The 16,707-nt window shown below is 42.5% G+C and carries 16 protein-coding genes; 8 read left to right on the top strand and 8 right to left on the bottom strand.

Features of this window, described 5'->3' with window-relative positions:
* Positions 1-81: 81 nt before the first annotated feature.
* A complete protein-coding gene (locus DZ860_RS22135) occupies positions 82-1,326 on the top strand; it encodes an IS4 family transposase (protein ID WP_243641902.1) in 1,245 nt (414 codons plus the stop codon).
* Between the two features lie 68 nt (positions 1,327-1,394).
* Here DZ860_RS22135 and DZ860_RS22130 read toward each other — a convergent pair whose 3' ends face one another.
* From DZ860_RS22130 to hemC, 4 genes are read right to left on the bottom strand one after another with little or no spacing between them, the layout of a single operon-like run.
* Entirely contained in the window at positions 1,395-2,576 is a 1,182-nt protein-coding gene (locus DZ860_RS22130) for a heme biosynthesis protein HemY (protein ID WP_120035343.1), read from the bottom strand.
* Positions 2,576-3,814, bottom strand: a complete 1,239-nt coding sequence (locus DZ860_RS22125) for a uroporphyrinogen-III C-methyltransferase (protein ID WP_120035342.1) — start codon at positions 3,812-3,814, stop codon at positions 2,576-2,578. Before DZ860_RS22125 ends, DZ860_RS22130 begins: the two co-directional genes overlap by 1 nt.
* A gap of 1 nt (position 3,815) precedes the next feature.
* Entirely contained in the window at positions 3,816-4,559 is a 744-nt protein-coding gene (locus DZ860_RS22120; protein WP_120035340.1) for a uroporphyrinogen-III synthase, read from the bottom strand.
* A 6-nt stretch (positions 4,560-4,565) separates the two neighbouring features.
* The gene (hemC, locus tag DZ860_RS22115; protein WP_120035345.1) at positions 4,566-5,504 is read right to left on the bottom strand and encodes a hydroxymethylbilane synthase; all 939 of its coding nucleotides are present in this window, start codon (positions 5,502-5,504) and stop codon (positions 4,566-4,568) included.
* A gap of 349 nt (positions 5,505-5,853) precedes the next feature.
* Here hemC and DZ860_RS22110 point away from each other — a divergent pair, with 349 nt between their 5' ends.
* The gene (locus DZ860_RS22110; RefSeq protein WP_120035338.1) at positions 5,854-8,382 is read left to right on the top strand and encodes a class I adenylate cyclase; all 2,529 of its coding nucleotides are present in this window, start codon (positions 5,854-5,856) and stop codon (positions 8,380-8,382) included.
* A gap of 79 nt (positions 8,383-8,461) precedes the next feature.
* Here DZ860_RS22110 and cyaY read toward each other — a convergent pair whose 3' ends face one another.
* Positions 8,462-8,776, bottom strand: coding sequence for an iron donor protein CyaY (gene cyaY / locus DZ860_RS22105; RefSeq protein WP_120035336.1), 315 nt, complete (start codon positions 8,774-8,776; stop codon positions 8,462-8,464).
* A 75-nt stretch (positions 8,777-8,851) separates the two neighbouring features.
* On the opposite strand from cyaY, the gene lptM reads away from it, so the two are divergent.
* The 6 genes from lptM to yigB are packed head-to-tail and all read left to right on the top strand — an operon-like array spanning position 8,852 to position 13,480.
* On the top strand, positions 8,852-8,971 hold the full coding sequence (lptM, locus tag DZ860_RS24990) for an LPS translocon maturation chaperone LptM (protein ID WP_439333178.1): 120 nt from the start codon (positions 8,852-8,854) through the stop codon (positions 8,969-8,971).
* A 28-nt stretch (positions 8,972-8,999) separates the two neighbouring features.
* On the top strand, positions 9,000-10,253 hold the full coding sequence (gene lysA, locus DZ860_RS22095) for a diaminopimelate decarboxylase (RefSeq protein ID WP_120035332.1): 1,254 nt from the start codon (positions 9,000-9,002) through the stop codon (positions 10,251-10,253).
* A 9-nt stretch (positions 10,254-10,262) separates the two neighbouring features.
* Entirely contained in the window at positions 10,263-11,093 is an 831-nt protein-coding gene (gene dapF / locus DZ860_RS22090) for a diaminopimelate epimerase (RefSeq protein WP_120035331.1), read from the top strand.
* 18 nt (positions 11,094-11,111) lie between these two features.
* Positions 11,112-11,816 carry a DUF484 family protein gene (locus DZ860_RS22085; protein WP_120035329.1) on the top strand — a complete coding sequence of 235 codons (705 nt, stop codon included), beginning with the start codon at positions 11,112-11,114 and terminating at the stop codon, positions 11,814-11,816.
* Entirely contained in the window at positions 11,788-12,708 is a 921-nt protein-coding gene (xerC, locus tag DZ860_RS22080; RefSeq protein ID WP_120035327.1) for a tyrosine recombinase XerC, read from the top strand. Before DZ860_RS22085 ends, xerC begins: the two co-directional genes overlap by 29 nt.
* A 55-nt stretch (positions 12,709-12,763) precedes the next feature.
* Positions 12,764-13,480, top strand: a complete 717-nt coding sequence (gene yigB / locus DZ860_RS22075; RefSeq protein WP_120035325.1) for a 5-amino-6-(5-phospho-D-ribitylamino)uracil phosphatase YigB — start codon at positions 12,764-12,766, stop codon at positions 13,478-13,480.
* A 19-nt stretch (positions 13,481-13,499) separates the two neighbouring features.
* Here yigB and DZ860_RS22070 read toward each other — a convergent pair whose 3' ends face one another.
* The 3 genes from DZ860_RS22070 to DZ860_RS22060 form a co-directional block, all read right to left on the bottom strand.
* On the bottom strand, positions 13,500-14,111 hold the full coding sequence (locus DZ860_RS22070; protein WP_120035323.1) for a tRNA-uridine aminocarboxypropyltransferase: 612 nt from the start codon (positions 14,109-14,111) through the stop codon (positions 13,500-13,502).
* A complete protein-coding gene (locus DZ860_RS22065; protein ID WP_120035321.1) occupies positions 14,112-15,653 on the bottom strand; it encodes a COG3650 family protein in 1,542 nt (513 codons plus the stop codon).
* 149 nt (positions 15,654-15,802) lie between these two features.
* Positions 15,803-16,630 (bottom strand): Cof-type HAD-IIB family hydrolase, encoded by an 828-nt coding sequence (locus tag DZ860_RS22060; protein WP_120035319.1) that lies wholly within the window; start codon positions 16,628-16,630, stop codon positions 15,803-15,805.
* Positions 16,631-16,707 lie beyond the last annotated feature (77 nt).

The raw sequence follows: 16,707 nt of genomic DNA, 5'->3' as shown, positions 1-16,707 counted from the left end.
TAATGCTGATCGTTTTAAATAATTGAACGATCCTGAGCAGGGTTCATAATCGGTCTCAACATAGTTGAGGCCGATTTTTTTATGTCTGAGTTTTCTAAAGAGTTACAGATTACCGCTGAGTTTTGCCAAGAACATCATCTCAATGCTTTTGCTAAACATATTCCTTTAGAGTGGGTTGAAGAAGCGGTTAAACAAACTGGCAGAGCTTCTGTTCGTAAACGAAGGTTTCCTGCCGAGCAAGCTGTCTGGTTAGTATTAGGTATTGGGCTACTAAGAAATCGCTCGATTCAAAACGTGTGTGACAGGTTGGAGCTAGCCTTCCCTGATTCAAAAGGAGAATTACCACCACTAGCAACCAGTAGCATCATTAAAGGTAAAGAAAAGTTGGGTTTTGAGCCAATGCGTTACCTGTTCAAAATGACCGCAGCCCAATGGGAGCAACAAAGTGAGTTTGAACAATGTTGTGGATTGAAGCTATTGAGTGTTGACGGTACTTACTTCAAGACGCACGACACAGAAAGTAATCAGACCTTTGGCTATGCCCAAAAATCCGCCACATTCCCTTCCGTTCTTGCGGTCACTTTGATGTCTACAAAGACCCATTTAGTCGCTGATGCCGCTTTTGGTCCTGTCACGGAGAGTGAGATCTCATATGCACAAAAACTTGTAGGCTCTGCACCTGAAAACTCTTTAACTCTCTTTGACCGYGGATTTATGTCTGCTGAGCTGTTTCTAAGCTGGCAAGGTAGTGGCAAAAACACACATTGGYTTTCCCCAATTAAATCGAAATTCAGATATGAGATCCTCGACTCGTACAGTGATTATGACCATCTCATCGAAATGCCAGTATCTCCTCAAGCTCAAAAACAGTACCCTCATTTAGGCGAAAAATGGACAGCTCGTTTAGTTTTAATACCTTCACCTAAAGGTGAGATAAAAGGGTTTATTACTTCTTGCTTATGTCCTGATACATACGCATTGAAAGAATTAGTTGAAGTATATTGGCAGCGTTGGGAAATAGAGCGTAGCTATGGCGAACTTAAGCAATATCAACTAGCGAACAARCCACTACTGAGAAGCCTAAAGAGTGAAGGAGTATACCAAGAGCTATGGGGCATACTGATATCGTACAATATTGTTCGATTAGAAATGGCAGGTATGGCAAAACAGCACGAAGAGCCATTACGAATTAGCTTCGTCAACGCACTATGCTTAATACAAGAAGAGTTCATCTGGTCAGATGGAAGGACTCCAGGAGGTATCCCTAAGGCGCTGAAAGAGTTGAGGGACAATGGCAAACGGCTAATACTTCCTAAAAAGAGATAAAAATGCCACTCGCTCTTAAGCGAGTGGCATTAACCCTGTAGGTCGGCTTTCATACTAAGAAGATAACGCTATTGGTTAGTCATTAACGTGAGCGCTTTTTTCGACACTTCATGAGCGGCCTGCGTTAGATTTTGCTTCTCCAGTGCATCAGCTAAGTAAGCGTAATCTGATACATTAGAGCGAACAGCAAGTGCTTTTTCTAGATGCTGCTGAGCTTCCTGCCATTTATGATTACGTAGATGGAATTGAGCTAATGCGCTATGCGCATTAGCATTATTGCCATCCTTTTTCAGTACACTTTCTAAGAAAGTGATCGCTGGGTGGCTATCCGTTAAATTCATTTCAGTGAATAAGTAATAAAGCGGTGCATTCGGATGCTTTTTCAATGCTTCTTTTACGACAGTAAATGCATTGTCATCAGCTTTACGAGCAATTAACTGTTTAGCAAAACACTCGATTAATTGAGTTTCACCTTTTAGTTTCTTAGCGAGGCTGTTCCAATGTGAAATCAACCCTTCACTACCACTTTGCTGAGCGATTTCAGCCATCAATCCACATTCAGCGCCAAGCATGAGTTGTTGTTGTTCATCTTGAGTAATGATCTTTGCTTTCACTAATTTAGGTAATAGCTCTCGTAGAGGTTCCCAAAGTTTAAGCTCGATATAAACGGTTTTAAGTAGATTAAGAAGAACCGCATTATTAGGATAATCTGATTTTAGGTTGGTTAGCGTGTTGAACGCATCATTAAACTGTCCCTCACGAACTTGTTGTTTTGCCCGTGTTAATTCAACCGCTAGTTGCGCATTCTCTTGTTGGCTAGCCAGTTCTAGGTAATGGTCTCGTTTCTCGTTGTTTCCCATCCCTTGAGCAGCTTCAGATGCGACGAGATAACATAGTAATGGCATGTCATGGTGGTTTGACCATTTCGTTACTTTTTTCTCTGCAGCTTGGAAGTCACCCTCCAGTAGCTTGATGATACCTTCGTTGGTTGAACGGCGTGAACGACGCATCTTACGAACGCTGAAGTAATTCCAAGTAGCAGAACTCGCGTAAAGTACTTTTTTGATTAGATACTCTAAAGCAAATAATGCAGCAAGTGTCGCGATGACAAAAATTACCAGTGTCGTCACACTCATTTCGATAGTTTTGTTTGCAATCGATATAAGTACATAGCCTTGTTGGCCTGAGTATTGACTACCTAAGTAGAGGCCGCCCCCAAGGACGACAAAAAGGAAAATTAAGCGAAACATTATTTTTCCTCCGTAACTAGGCTTGTCACTTCGCGGCGTAAACGATCTGTGATGACGTCAGAAAGAATGTTTTGTGTTTCCAGTTTTACTGGGTAATCCACAGAAATTTCTACCTTACTGAGCATTTCTAGTGTCTTGTTAAATTCTTTGACCGATGTATTGTCTTGGTTAAAGAAAGACGTAGACCATTCATCCGCTGTCGTAAGGGCTGCGGTATAAATGTCTTGTTGCTCGAGATATACAGCTTTGATAGCTGTTTCTAGCTTGGCTTTAATATTTTCTTTTAAGTAAAAGTGTTGCTGAGGCGACAATAACGGGATTACATCACCATCACGAGTACGGAATGTGATGAAGTTCTCTGAAAAATCTTTTAGAGAAGTGGTTAAGTTTTCCTGCCAGTCATTAATGTTTTCTGATACTTCTGGTTCTGGTTGTTCTTGTAGTTCAGGCAATAGAGCATTGGCTAATGGGAGGTTATCTACTTGCTGTTGTAATGCAGTGATTCTGAGAACAAGTCCATCACGATCTATCAGAGGGACCACCTTTAGAGCCGTAATATCATTAGCCATCGCTTTACGTAGCGGTACTAGGCTTGGATCGTTTAACGCAGCAATACGTTGGTCTGCACTTTCCATTAGAGCCGTTGCACTGACAACGTCATGCTCAAGAAATAGCTTTCTTCCCGCTAACTTAACCAGATAGTCAGCTTCGGCCAGTAACCAGTCATTTGGTCGACGACCTTTAATGTCGGTAATGGCTAACTGTAGACTTTCAATGCTTTTCTGTTGTTGCTCCAGAACGGTGTCTGCTCGGTGAACGATCTCATTGGCTTTGTTGAGTGTCGCTTCATTGCTGCTTGCAATATCCGACTTTAATGTTGACTGAGCTTGTTGTAACTCACTACGTAGAGCGTTGAGTTGTTGCTCGTATTGGTTTGATTTCTCTTGGATATGATAGGTTAGGCCGCCACCGAATAAAATTGAAATAACAATCGCGATAGCTCCGAGCTTCACACCTCTTTTTCCTTGTTTTTCTTCAAACTTTGGCTGTGTTGGTTCTGTTTTCTCGAGATATTCAGGTGCAGTTTTTACTTCTGCTTGAGACTCATTTTTTTCGTTGATATTGGTTTTTGATTCATCCGCTTTTGTTTCAGTTGTCTTTGCGTCGTTCGTTGGCGTTTGAGTGTTATCTTTCCCTGGAACAGAGTTATCACTGCCTTTTTTATTTTTACTTGTCATTTTAATCGTCCTGTTGATTTGGCCAGAGAATAGCCAATAAATCTTTATTAGAGGCGCTTCCTGTATTGACGACAGATACGAAGCCAAGTTGATGTGCCTCAATGGCGATACGTTCACTCGGAACATATAGCGTAAGTTTGAATACCCAATTAAGTTGTGTTGAATTCATCATTTCGATGAAGTGGTTCAGTTGCCCAGAACTGGTAATGATCAGTTTATTTACTTGCTCTTCTTGCCATCGGGGGATATGAACATTCGCATTAAACGCACGATTTTGACGTTGATATGCTTCAATATATTCTACATTCGCCCCTCGAGCCGAAAGCGTGTCATAGATGAGTTCACGGCCACCATTTCCTCTTAAAATAAGAACTCTCTTATTTTTAATATCAAGTAGAGGAGGTAGATTCAGTAAATGTTCACTGTCACTAATGTTTGGGTAGTGTACTTGCTGTTGCGTCGTTTTGCTTAAAACGTGTGCGGTTTTTTGACCGACGGCAAGGTACGAGATTGTAGATGGCCAAGATTTTTCAGCTTGGTTCATTATTTGAGCTGCAAACGTCACAGCATGCTGGCTTACCGCAATAACAATATCAACGTTGTTGATGTTATCAGGGAGGAGGGGAAGTTCATCGCCTGCCCGAAAGGTAATTAAAGGGTGGTGGATGCTAGACACACCCACCTTTTCAAGTTGTTGGCAAAGCGAAAGGCCTTGTTGTCCAGGCCGAGTAACCAACACCGTCATAAGAAATCACTCGTGTTCAGCGTAGAGCTTTGTCAGTATCTCACGAGCACCATTATCAAGGAGCTGGTTGGCAAGTGTGATACCTAATTGTTCCGCTTCACTACGAAGGCCACGGATTTCACCACGAACAATAAGGGAGCCGTCTGGTTCACCAACTAATGCGCGTAGCCAGATGTTGTCTTCATCTAACAACGAATAACTACCGATCGGAACTTGGCAACCGCCCTCTAAAGTTAGGTTCATTGCTCTTTCACACTTCACTCTATCTTCAGTGTCGATGTGGTTAAGTGGTGCAAGTAGCTTACGTAGACGTTCATCATCTAAACGACATTCAATACCTACGGCTCCTTGGCCGACAGCAGGTAAAGATTGCTCAGGCTCAATGAAGCTTGCAATTCTTTCCTCAAGCTCTAAACGTTTTAAACCGGCGGCCGCTAGAATAATTGCATCATATTCACCCGCATCAAGCTTCCCTAGGCGGGTGCCAACGTTGCCCCGCAACTCTTTGATAATAAGGTCTGGACGAGCTTCTTTAATCTGACATTGTCGACGAAGGCTACATGTTCCTACGATGGCACCTTGTGGCAGCTCATCTATATTTTTGTAGGTATTGGAAACGAATGCGTCGCGTGGGTCTTCACGCTCACAAATAGTGACAAGGCCGAGACCGTCAGGAAAATCGACAGGTACATCTTTCATTGAATGCACAGCGAGATCGGCTCTACCTTCCAGCATGGCGACTTCGAGCTCTTTTACGAAAAGACCTTTTCCGCCAACTTTGGCTAAAGGAGTATCAAGGATGATGTCGCCTTTCGTGACCATGGTGACAAGCTCAACTTCTAATCCTGGATGAGCAGCCATGAGCGCATTTTTAACGTAATGAGCTTGCCAAAGAGCAAGAGGGCTTTTGCGGGTCGCGATTCTGATTGGTGAAGTTTGAGTCATGTCCATTTACAATCGTTAGATATAGATGAACTAATCCTACCACTCTATGAGCAAAAAAACTTATTGCTTAAGGTTATGGGGTAAAGAATGATGAGGTATGAATCAGAATTCATTAAAATAGTGTGATAAATATCTCATTTGTGATGTGGATTATTATTATAAAAGGCGGTTAGGTACCAAACTATGGGCGCAAATGTACGCTGTTAATATAACGGCAATAGAATGCAGTTTAGGTCGTACATTTCTTTACCAATTAAAATAAAAATGATAAATTGATCACGTTTTGTTGGTGCTTTTGGGTGAATTATAACCAAAGCACAGGTTAGGACTCTACATCAAGGAATTACCCTTGCAGGCTTACACTGACTCGTTAATCCAGAGACTTGATACACTTAACCAGCAGCGCATTGATCGCGCGCTGGCACTTATGGATTTGCAAAGCCAACGCGTATTCCATCTCATTCCCATTCTCTTTCACTATAACCACCCTGTGATTCCAGGATACTACGACGCCAATGTACCATCTGGCGTATTTGGTATGGTTTTCAATGAAGCTCAACAGCAATTTGTTGATGATACAGAACTTACGATTAGCCAATCATTAGCCACTACAGATCACCCTGCAATTCTCGCGTTATATACGATGGGAAGCACGTCATCTGTGGGGCAAAGTACATCAAGTGATTTGGATATTTGGGTTTGTGTTTCCCCAGATATGACAGGGGAAGAGCGAAATAGCCTGACTAATAAATGTTTATTGATCACGCAATGGGCACAAAACCAAGGAGTAGAGGCAAACTTCTTCTTAATGGATGAAGAGCGCTTTAGAAGCAATCACTCTGAAGAGATGACTGGTGATAACTGTGGTTCTTCACAACATTTATTGTTACTCGACGAGTTTTATCGCTCTGCGGTGAGACTTGCTGGGCAGCGTTTGTTGTGGCAAATCGTCCCGCCAGAAATGGAAGAGTGCTACGATGAATATGTTGCTGATTTATGCCAGAGAGGGCTTTTTGATTGCTCTGAATGGATTGATTTTGGTCAGCTCCATCGTATTCCCGCTGAAGAGTATTTCGGTTCTAACTTATGGCAACTTTATAAGAGCATCGACTCGCCATATAAATCGGTTTTAAAAGCTATTCTGCTAGAAGCCTATTCGTGGGAGTATCCGCACACCCAACTATTAAGTATTGATTCTAAGCGCCGTTTTTTCTCCCATGAACCTGATTTATATGGGATGGATGCTTATTACTTGATGCTTGAAAAAGTGACGCTCTATCTGGAGCGAATCGGGGATAGCAAGCGTTTAGATTTAGTGCGTCGCTGCTTTTACCTAAAAACGCATGAAAAATTATCTCGTGAGCCTGGTGTTGGATCGGTTGCGTGGCGCCGAGAAGCGCTTAGCGAAATGATCAAAAAATGGAATTGGGATGATGCTGTTATCGCTCAACTCGATGACCGTCGAAACTGGAAAGTAGAGCAAGTTAAAGTCGTGCACCACGCACTACTTGATGCGCTTATGCTGAGTTATCGTAACCTTATCCAGTTTGCTCGTCGAAATGATATTACTTCTGCGATTAGCCCACAGGACATTAGTATTCTCGCTCGTAAACTTTACGCAGCGTTTGAAGTATTACCGGGTAAAGTGACACTGCTTAACCCGCAAATATCTCCCGATCTTCACGAGCCAGATTTGACTTTTATCGAAGTTAAGCCGGGCCGGACGAATAAACCGGGATGGTATTTGTATAAGCAACCTTTGCAGGCCGAGCGTATTATCGGTCAACCAAATTTAGAACATAACGAGTATTTAAGTAAGTTAGTTGCTTGGTCTTTCTTTAATGGTCTGATCACAGAATCAACCCGTTTGCATTCAGTTGTTCGCGACGCTCATTTGGATATCGATAAGTTTTACCAAATGGTCAGCGACCTACGAAATACGTTCTCCTTACATAAGCGCCGTCCGACCATGCAAGCATTGGCTAGCCCATGTGAAATTAGTCAGTTGGCGATGTTCATTAACTTTGAAAACGACCCAACGGCAGAGTTGAGTGGGAAGTCTTTGAAAGTTGATTTAAAGAATACTGATATCTTTAGTTATGGCCCTGAGCAGCAATGTTTAGTGGGTAGCGTCGATTTGGTTTATCGTAATTCTTGGCATGAAGTGCGTACATTGCATTTCCAAGGTGATACCGCAATGCTTGATGCGCTAAAAACCGTATTAGGCAAAATGCACCAAGATGCTCTACCACCTGATTCAGTAGATGTTTTTTGCTATAGCAAAAACTTACGCGGTGTTATGCGTAATATGGTTTATCAGCTATTGGCAGAGTGCATTGATTTACGTTTGAAGCCGGTAGATCAAGAGAAACGTCGTCGTTTTAAAGCATTGAGAATCGCTCAGCAGACTTATGGTTTGTTTTTTGAGCGTCGAGGCGTGTCAGTGCAGATGCTGGAAAACTCGATTGATTTTTATCGCTGCATCTCGACAAACAAGCTGAAAGGCTCCCCACTTTTGATGTTAGATAAAGAGCAAGATAATCCATTACCTGAAGTAGTTGATGGGTTTGCGAGTGAGGGGCTCGTTCAGTTCTTCTTTGAAGATACAGATAAAGGGTTCAATATCTATGTCTTGGATGAGTCAAATCAGGTAGAGGTTTACCACCAATTTAGTGGTGAGAAAGATGAGATGATTGCAAGCGTAAACAGTTTTTATACATCAGTGAAAGATGATAATTCGCTATCAGCGAAGTTGATTAACTTTAATTTACCGCAATATTATCAAATCGTCTCTCCTGATGACGGTGAATCCTATATCGTGCCATATCGCAATGATGGTTCGAACTACGTAAAACCTACTCGAGCAGTTAACGCATAATGAGAAAAAAGAGCACAGATAGTGCTCTTTTTTACTATTGTTCACAGGCTCTATTTATCCAAGAGTTTCTCTTTTGACTTTAAGGCCATTCGATCGCTTCATCTGCGTGCTTTTCACACTCTTTTTTCACCATTTCAAATAGTTCCATGCCAGTTTTAGAACAAATCCATTGTGTTTCGTTGAATTTGAAATGGAAGCCACCAGAACGAGATGCTAACCAAATCTCTTTCATTGGCTCTTGGCGGTTGATAATGATTTGGCTACGGTCTTCGAACTCAAGAGTCATGACATTACCTGAGGTTTCGTAGTCGATATCAGCACCGGAATCGTCGATGGCTTCTTCGATGATCTGCATTTGAACATCGACCAGTTGATGAAATTCAGTATCGTTCATCTTATCTATCCTATTGCTTTTCTTGAGTGTGGTGCGATTATAGGGGGCATTGAAAGAATAATCACGATAGAACCTATGAAAAAGTCGATCTTAGCTCTGTTTATCATATCGGTATTAGGAATAGCCGGTTGTGGTCAAACAGGCCCATTGTATATGCCAGGTGATGCTCCACAGAATGAGCAAACGGAAGAATAAGTAGAACAACAAATAAAGGGAAAGAATTTTGGATTACTTCAACTATCAGGATGATGGCCAACTTTGGGCCGAGAATGTTCCTCTTACTCAACTCGCTCAACAGTTTGGCACACCTCTGTATGTCTATTCACGGGCAACGCTAGAACGTCATTGGCACGCTTTTGATAAATCAGTCGGAGAACATGCTCACCTCGTTTGTTATGCCGTGAAAGCCAACTCGAATTTAGGTGTTCTCAATACACTGGCCCGCTTAGGCTCTGGCTTTGACATTGTTTCGGCAGGAGAGTTGGAGCGCGTGATTGCGGCAGGTGGTGAGCCGAGCAAGGTTGTTTTTTCTGGTGTTGGAAAAACTGAATCAGAAATGCAGCGAGCTTTGGAACTTGGTATTAAGTGTTTTAATGTTGAATCCGAACCTGAATTAGAGCGTCTCAATCGAGTAGCCGGTCAGCTTGGTGTTAAAGCCCCTATTTCTTTGCGAATTAATCCCGATGTGGATGCTAAAACGCACCCTTACATCTCAACTGGTTTACGTGATAACAAGTTTGGTATTGCGTTTGAAAGGGCACCAGCGGTCTATAAATTTGCTCAAAGTCTAGAGCATCTCGATATTCGAGGCATTGATTGCCATATCGGTTCGCAATTAACAGACCTTGACCCTTTTATTGATGCAACGGATCGTTTATTGACCCTTATTGATGATTTAAAAGCACAAGGTATTGTGATCCAACACCTTGATGTTGGCGGTGGTCTTGGGGTGATATATCGCGATGAGCTGCCTCCAGAACCATCTGATTACGCAAAAGCTTTGTTATCTCGTTTAGAGAATCATCAAGATTTAGAGCTTATATTTGAGCCTGGTCGAGCGATTGCGGCTAATGCCGGTGTACTACTGACAAAAGTGGAATTCCTAAAACACACTGAACATAAAAACTTTGCCATCATTGATGCTGCGATGAATGACTTAATGCGTCCAGCGTTATATCAAGCATGGCAAGATATCGTGCCAGTCGTGCCAAAAGACGGTGATGCGATAAGCTATGACTTAGTCGGCCCTATCTGTGAAACTAGTGATTTCCTTGGTAAAGATCGCTTATTAGTCTTACAAGAAAATGATTTATTAGCCGTTCGCTCTGCTGGTGCGTACGGTTTCGTTATGTCATCAAACTACAATACTCGTTCTCGCGCTGCAGAAGTAATTGTTGATGGCAAACAAGTGCACCTAGTCCGTCAACGTGAAGAGTTGTCGAGCCTATGGGCACTTGAAAATATTCTTCCGGAGTAATTGAAGTCTATGCATTTCCATTTTTCCAAAATGCACGGTTTGGGCAACGACTTTATGGTTGTTGATTGCATTACGCAAAACGTGTTCTTTTCCCCTGATTTGATTCGGCGTTTGGCAGATCGCAACACAGGGGTTGGCTTCGATCAGCTTTTGGTGGTTGAAGCACCTTATGATCCAGAAAGTGATTTCCATTATCGTATTTTTAATGCGGATGGTAGTGAGGTAGAGCAATGTGGTAATGGGGCTCGATGTTTTGCTCGTTTTGTACGAATGAAAGGTTTGACCAATAAATACAGCATTGGCGTAAGCACTAAAAAAGGCAAGATGACTCTTAATATTGAAGAGGATGATTTGGTCACTGTGAATATGGGTGTTCCTGAATTCGAACCAAATAAGATTCCATTCAAGGCTAAACAAGTTGAGAAGACGTACATCCTACGTACGGAAGAAAAAACGCTGTTTTGTGGTGCTGTTAGTATAGGTAATCCCCATGTGGTGACAGTGGTTGATGATGTGGATACGGCTGAAGTCGAAACGCTGGGTCCACTGCTTGAATCTCATGAGCGTTTTCCTGAGCGTGTCAATGCTGGGTTTATGCAGATCCTTAATCGTGGCGAAGTGAAACTTCGAGTTTATGAACGTGGTGCTGGTGAGACTCAGGCTTGTGGCAGTGGCGCTTGTGCTGCCGTTGCCGTTGGGATTGCTCAAGGTGTATTGGATGATCAAGTTGAGGTTCATTTGCCGGGCGGAACATTGCATATTCAATGGCAAGGAAATGGTAGACCGCTTTATATGACGGGACCTGCGACACATGTTTTTGACGGTCAATTAACCTGTTAATAGAAGAAAGGAAATAGCGTGTCTCAAACAGAAGCAAATACTCTGACCTCGGAAGTCGTGGCGGAGTATTTACGTGACCACCCTGATTTTTTTGTCGATCGTCCAGAATTGCTCGATCGTCTCGCTCTCCCTCATCAGGATTTAGGTACCGTTTCATTAGTACATATCCAGATGAACCGCCAACGCCAGCGCATTGAAGAATTTGAAGAAGAGATCACAGCGTTAATGTCTTTGGCTGCCAATAACGATAAAACATTTCACGAGTTCATGGATCTACAAGAACAGATTTTAAAACGTGATACGTTGGATGATGTTATTAAAGCGATTGAAGAAAAAGCACGTTCCCTCGGGTTATTGGCTTATGTTCGTTTATTTGAGAGTAGTATGAACTATCCTCAATTTAATAAAGAACAATATCAACGTTTTGCCTCGAGTCATCTCAATGGTAAAACGGCTTACCTCGGTCGAATGCGTAAAGCAGATCGAGAAAATTTATTTGGTGAGTGTGCTCGAGCGCCCGAGCTTGGTTCCTATGTAGTATTACCGTTAAGTAAATCTGGTTTGCAGGGGATTCTTGCTTTCTCTAGTGATGATGGTGGTCATTTTCAGCCACATATGGATACTTTATTTCTACGTCATTTAGCGCTTGTGTTGTCTCACCTTATTTCTACTTTACCTTGGCAATCACAAATTAATGAGCGAATCAGTACAACCTCTTCCTAGTAGTCTTCAACGGTCTTTGGATCGTTTCTATGAGTATTTACGAAGCGAAAAAGGCCTCAGTCTCCACACCCAAAGAAATTATAAACAGCAGTTGGGAACAATGGCTCAATACCTTGCTCAGCTAGGCCTAAAAGAGTGGTCACAAGTTGATGCTGGCTGGGTTCGCCAACTCGCCAGTAAAGGGATGAGAGAGGGGCTAAAAGCGAGCAGTATTTCGACAAGGCTTTCTTCACTCCGTAGTTTTTTTGATTTTCTTATTCTAAGAGGGGAGCTTGTTGCTAACCCCGCCAAGGGCGTTTCCGCACCACGAAAAAGTCGCCCATTGCCGAAAAATCTCGATGTTGACGAGGTTGGTAAATTGTTGGACGTAACCGATGATGATCCACTCTCGATTCGCGATCGTGCGATGATGGAGTTAATGTATGGTGCTGGATTACGTTTAGCTGAATTGGTTGATATTAACGTGAAAGATGTGAGTCTTTTTTCAGGCGATATTCGCGTTGTCGGTAAGGGTGATAAAGAACGTAAAGTGCCATTTGCTGGTTTAGCAAAAGAGTGGGTAGGCAAGTGGTTGAAAGTTCGCTCTGGTTTAGCGAATAGTGATGAGAAAGCCCTCTTTGTGTCCAAACTAGGTGTGCGAATATCTCACCGTAATGTACAAAAGCGCATGGCTGAATGGGGACAAAAACAGGCGGTTTCAAGCCATATCAGCCCGCATAAATTGCGCCATTCATTTGCCACACATATGCTTGAATCAAGTAATAACTTACGTGCGGTCCAAGAGTTATTGGGGCACGAAAACATTTCGACAACGCAGATATATACACATTTAGATTTTCAACATCTTGCTCAAGTGTATGACCAAGCTCATCCACGCGCTAAGAAGAAATAGAGTTACTGACTACACGTCTCGAAGAATAGATGCCCACAGATAGATAGGTCTACTTATGAAATTTTATCGTCACCTTAATTCAATTAAAGCCATGACATTCGATTTAGATGATACGTTATATGACAATCGTCCAGTTATCCGTCGTGTTGAAGCGGATATGGTGACGTGGCTACATAAAAATCATCCTATCTCAGCGACAAAATCATTAGGCTGGTGGCAAGAGCTGAAGTTATCTCTGGCATCTAAAGATACTTGGTTACCTAACGATGTGACTCAATGGCGTTTTAAGCAAATTGAGCAAGGGCTTATTCTTCTTGGGTATTCTGGAGAGGAGGCTCATCAAGCCGCACAAGAGGCAATTGACGAAGTTCTGCGCCTGCGCAGTGATTTTGTTGTTCCTCAGGAAACGCATCGAGTCATGGCGTTGTTATCGCGAGCTTTACCTTTAGTGGCAATTACGAATGGCAATGTCAATGCGGAAACCATCGGCTTAAGCCAATATTTCTCTGTGGTTTTAAAGGCGGGGCCAGATGGTTACGCTAAACCACATGCTGATCTTTTTAACAAAGCTGCGCTGCATTTGGATCTAGAACCGAATCATATTCTTCATGTAGGCGACCATTTGATCAGTGATGTTCAAGGGGCAAAAAATAGCGGCTTTCAAGCATGTTGGTTCAATGACCAGAAGAAAAATATACTTAATTGCCGCCGCTCAACCCTTTTACCCGATGTGGAAATTACCCAGTTAGATGATTTATTAGCTTTGATTTAGAGTGCTTTAAATTCAGCAATTAACGGGGAGATTTATCGAGAGCATGGCCACTTTTATCGGCTTTATACACTTGCATGTAATGTTCAAAAAAAGCCATTAATTGCTGAGCTTCTTTTTCTTGTCCTAAGGCCCGCACAATTTCGCTACCCACTTCTAGCGTACATAAATGACCTTCGCCTTGGTTGCGTCTCAGTTGGTATGTTGATGCTGCTTTTGGCGTGATATGGACTTGTGGTAGTGCTTGTAACCACAAACTCTTGCGCAACATTTTCTTTGCTTCTTGCCAAGTCCCGTCTAAGACAATAAATAGAGGGATGGCGTTTTGCTGCTTAGATAATTGTTGGCAGTGCTCAACACTTTGACTTTCATCACTAGGGAATAAAAGAAATGGTACGTAGCTAGGGTTATTGATCAACGTTAGTAGATCTTCACAGGGTTCGGTTCTATTCCATCGATGAACCGTTGTTGTTGAAATCGATTTAGCAAGCCACTGCCCTGTATTGGTTTCACGCTGATATTCGTTTTCGTGCATTAACAGGGCGATATGAGCCGGAATGGTAATGGTAGGGAGTAGGGTGCAGACACATTGAAATTTGAGTCCGCATCCTTGACATGAACTAGGTGCTGACATTTACAGCTTTACCCCTTCTTGAAATGGCGTCAATCCATCAGAAAATAGCTGTACTTGGCTTATTTCATCTAATGTAGCTACAGGAGCGACACTTGGATTGAGTGGATAATGACTACCATTATAACGCAATATATGCTGATTCGGCTCAGCACCTCCGCCGCGAACAAACAACACCAAATCTTGCCATTTATCATGGGTGTTTGTCCCCAAGTTCAACGGTGTTTGTACTAAGGTAATTCGGCTATTGAAACGCCATTGCTGTTGTTCATTATCAAAAATTAACAGTGTACATCCACCGGAACCACACCAGTTTAGCTGTACTAGAAGTTCCTCTTGACCATCTCCATTGAGGTCATAAGTCAACCAACGATAACGAGTATCATCAGGATCGGTATTATTGATTTGGAGATAGTTTCTTAGAGTCTGATCTACTTTGGCATTGAAATTCGCTTTGGATGGAATGGCTAGAGCAGAGAGTGTCTGCGTGTTGTCGCTCATGGAAGCAATAGAGTCCGTTGGATGTTGTTTAACGACGGTGAGGCCTCCGTTGGCTATCGGGTAAACAACATTGCCGACTTTCTCTTTATCGGAATGAAGCTGGCCATTTTCTCGTTCAAATAAACGCTCTGAGACTAAATATTGTTGCTGGTGGTGCGTCATCACAACTTGTATTTGTTTTGAGTTGAGTTGCTGCCAATACCCACGTTCCGTTGTGTTGGAGCCATCGTTATAAGTGTAAGTTGTTGAAGCAGTGTGATCTGGGTTTATTTTAAGGCTTACGTTGAAATCATCACTGATCTCATCTTGAGTCTGATATAACCCCACCCATGATTGGGTCGCATCTTGATTAGAAAGCGTCGCACAACCCTGATATTTTTGCTTGCCTTGGGTGAAAGTTGCACTCCATCCATAGAGGCTGTCACTCATGTTATCGATACAACTGCCTTGATTCAATATGAGTTCGCCAGAGTCCAATCGGTACTGTCTTTGGTCTTTTTGTAGTCGACTGGTAGTAATCGGAAAGGTTTGTTTTGTTGCACCAGGCTGAGAAAAAATCAGTTGCTCGTCTTGAAAGGCCACAGACCAAAAAGGTTCCGTTCCGAATGCTTTGGTGGGTTGTGCTTGTTTTTCACAGCGATTCCCCCCCTCAGTGGAAAGTAAATTAACCTGTTCGACGATGAACTGCGCTTGGTAATCGGCGCTGAGTCCTTGTTTTGGCGGTGACGTTAAATGGCCAATGAACTCGCCATATATCGGTTGATAAGGCGTCGAAAGCAGTTTCATACCTTGTTGAAATTTATCTGCGGGTAAATCAAGCCAAAATTGTGCGGAGCTGCCACATGGCTGAATTGAACGAACCTCATGACCCAGAATTACCTCACCACGCATCATGAATGTTTGTGCCTTGACCGATTTTGGTTGGTCGAGATTGGCCATGGAGATGGGCATTTCTTTTGGAGATAAGGGATTGTTATCTATGATGGAGCAGGCTTGGAGTGCTAATAAGGTGATTAAGGTCACCGGAGTTTTCAACGCCTTCATGCTATCTCTTCCTTAAACAATGTCTCGGAAGTCATTATGGCATATTAGATCTGAATTATAGTTATAGCGTTGGATATTACGGGTTAATCACGACATAAAAACTCCCGGTGCAATACCGACAGGTTTTATGCCGTTTGTTGCTTCAGAAATTAAAATAAATGTTTATGAAGATAATGAGCCACGGCATCATCAGCGTTGCTGCCAATCACTTCATTGTTTGGCAGTGCATTTTTTACTTTCTGGTGCGATGTTTCCATGACGAGGCCTTTGCCAGCCATAGACAGCATCTCAACATCATTCATGCCATCACCAAATGCAATACATTCATTGAGCGATAAGCCCATTGATTCAGCAACGACTTTTAGCGCATCACCTTTAGAAACATCACCAGCCATTACCTCTAAACACCAAGGTGTTGAAAATGCGATATTCAATTGCTCACCAAATAGGGCATTGAGTTTTTCTTCAAACTTCACTAAATATTCGTGTTCATGACTTGGGTGCGTAAAGAATATTTTAGCAACACCTTCAGTTGGAGCCTCATCAACATTAAACGTTTGGTATGAAAAACCAGATTCTTCGTGAAAATCACGTAATGTTTCATCTTCACGATTTAATAACCAGTCATCGTTACGATACATATGAACGAATAACTCGGGATCCTGCTTGATCACATTGATCACTGGCTGCACAAGATCTTTTGGCAAATTGTTGCTGTACATAAGCTGATTATCTTGATCGTGTACACGAGCACCGTTGGAGGTGATCATAAAAGCAGGAATTCCTGCAAGTTCACGGATACCACTTACGTCAATATGATGACGACCTGTCGCGAAGACAAAGGTATAGCCCTTTTGATGAAGCTCTTTAAGCGTTAGCTTTGAAAATGCACTGAGCTGGTGGTTCGGAGCAAGCAGAGTGCCATCTAAATCAGATGCAACGATGCGAAAAGGCGTGTCTTTGCGTGTAGTGCTCATATTACCCTCATAAAAACAGACAATGACAATGTAAAAATTCACATTGTAGACGGACATTTTACTAGAATCTCACCATG

Source organism: Vibrio sinensis, assembly GCF_003605645.1.
In the GTDB taxonomy this organism is placed as follows: domain Bacteria; phylum Pseudomonadota; class Gammaproteobacteria; order Enterobacterales; family Vibrionaceae; genus Vibrio; species Vibrio sinensis.
The sequence above is the reverse complement of the archived record's forward strand: the minus strand, read 5'-3'. Positions and strand labels throughout refer to the sequence as shown.

What these genes read in the sequence shown, in the direction of transcription:
- DZ860_RS22130 (WP_120035343.1), bottom strand. Translation starts at nt 2,576, where the DNA reads ATGTTTCGCTTAATTTTCCTTTTTGTCGTCCTTGGGGGCGGCCTCTAC.
- DZ860_RS22125 (WP_120035342.1), bottom strand. Translation starts at nt 3,814, where the DNA reads ATGACAAGTAAAAATAAAAAAGGCAGTGATAACTCTGTTCCAGGGAAA.
- DZ860_RS22120 (WP_120035340.1), bottom strand. Translation starts at nt 4,559, where the DNA reads ATGACGGTGTTGGTTACTCGGCCTGGACAACAAGGCCTTTCGCTTTGC.
- hemC (WP_120035345.1), bottom strand. Translation starts at nt 5,504, where the DNA reads ATGACTCAAACTTCACCAATCAGAATCGCGACCCGCAAAAGCCCTCTT.
- cyaY (WP_120035336.1), bottom strand. Translation starts at nt 8,776, where the DNA reads ATGAACGATACTGAATTTCATCAACTGGTCGATGTTCAAATGCAGATC.
- lptM (WP_439333178.1), top strand. Translation starts at nt 8,852, where the DNA reads ATGAAAAAGTCGATCTTAGCTCTGTTTATCATATCGGTATTAGGAATA.
- dapF (WP_120035331.1), top strand. Translation starts at nt 10,263, where the DNA reads ATGCATTTCCATTTTTCCAAAATGCACGGTTTGGGCAACGACTTTATG.
- xerC (WP_120035327.1), top strand. Translation starts at nt 11,788, where the DNA reads ATGAGCGAATCAGTACAACCTCTTCCTAGTAGTCTTCAACGGTCTTTG.
- yigB (WP_120035325.1), top strand. Translation starts at nt 12,764, where the DNA reads ATGAAATTTTATCGTCACCTTAATTCAATTAAAGCCATGACATTCGAT.
- DZ860_RS22070 (WP_120035323.1), bottom strand. Translation starts at nt 14,111, where the DNA reads ATGTCAGCACCTAGTTCATGTCAAGGATGCGGACTCAAATTTCAATGT.
- DZ860_RS22065 (WP_120035321.1), bottom strand. Translation starts at nt 15,653, where the DNA reads ATGAAGGCGTTGAAAACTCCGGTGACCTTAATCACCTTATTAGCACTC.
- DZ860_RS22060 (WP_120035319.1), bottom strand. Translation starts at nt 16,630, where the DNA reads ATGAGCACTACACGCAAAGACACGCCTTTTCGCATCGTTGCATCTGAT.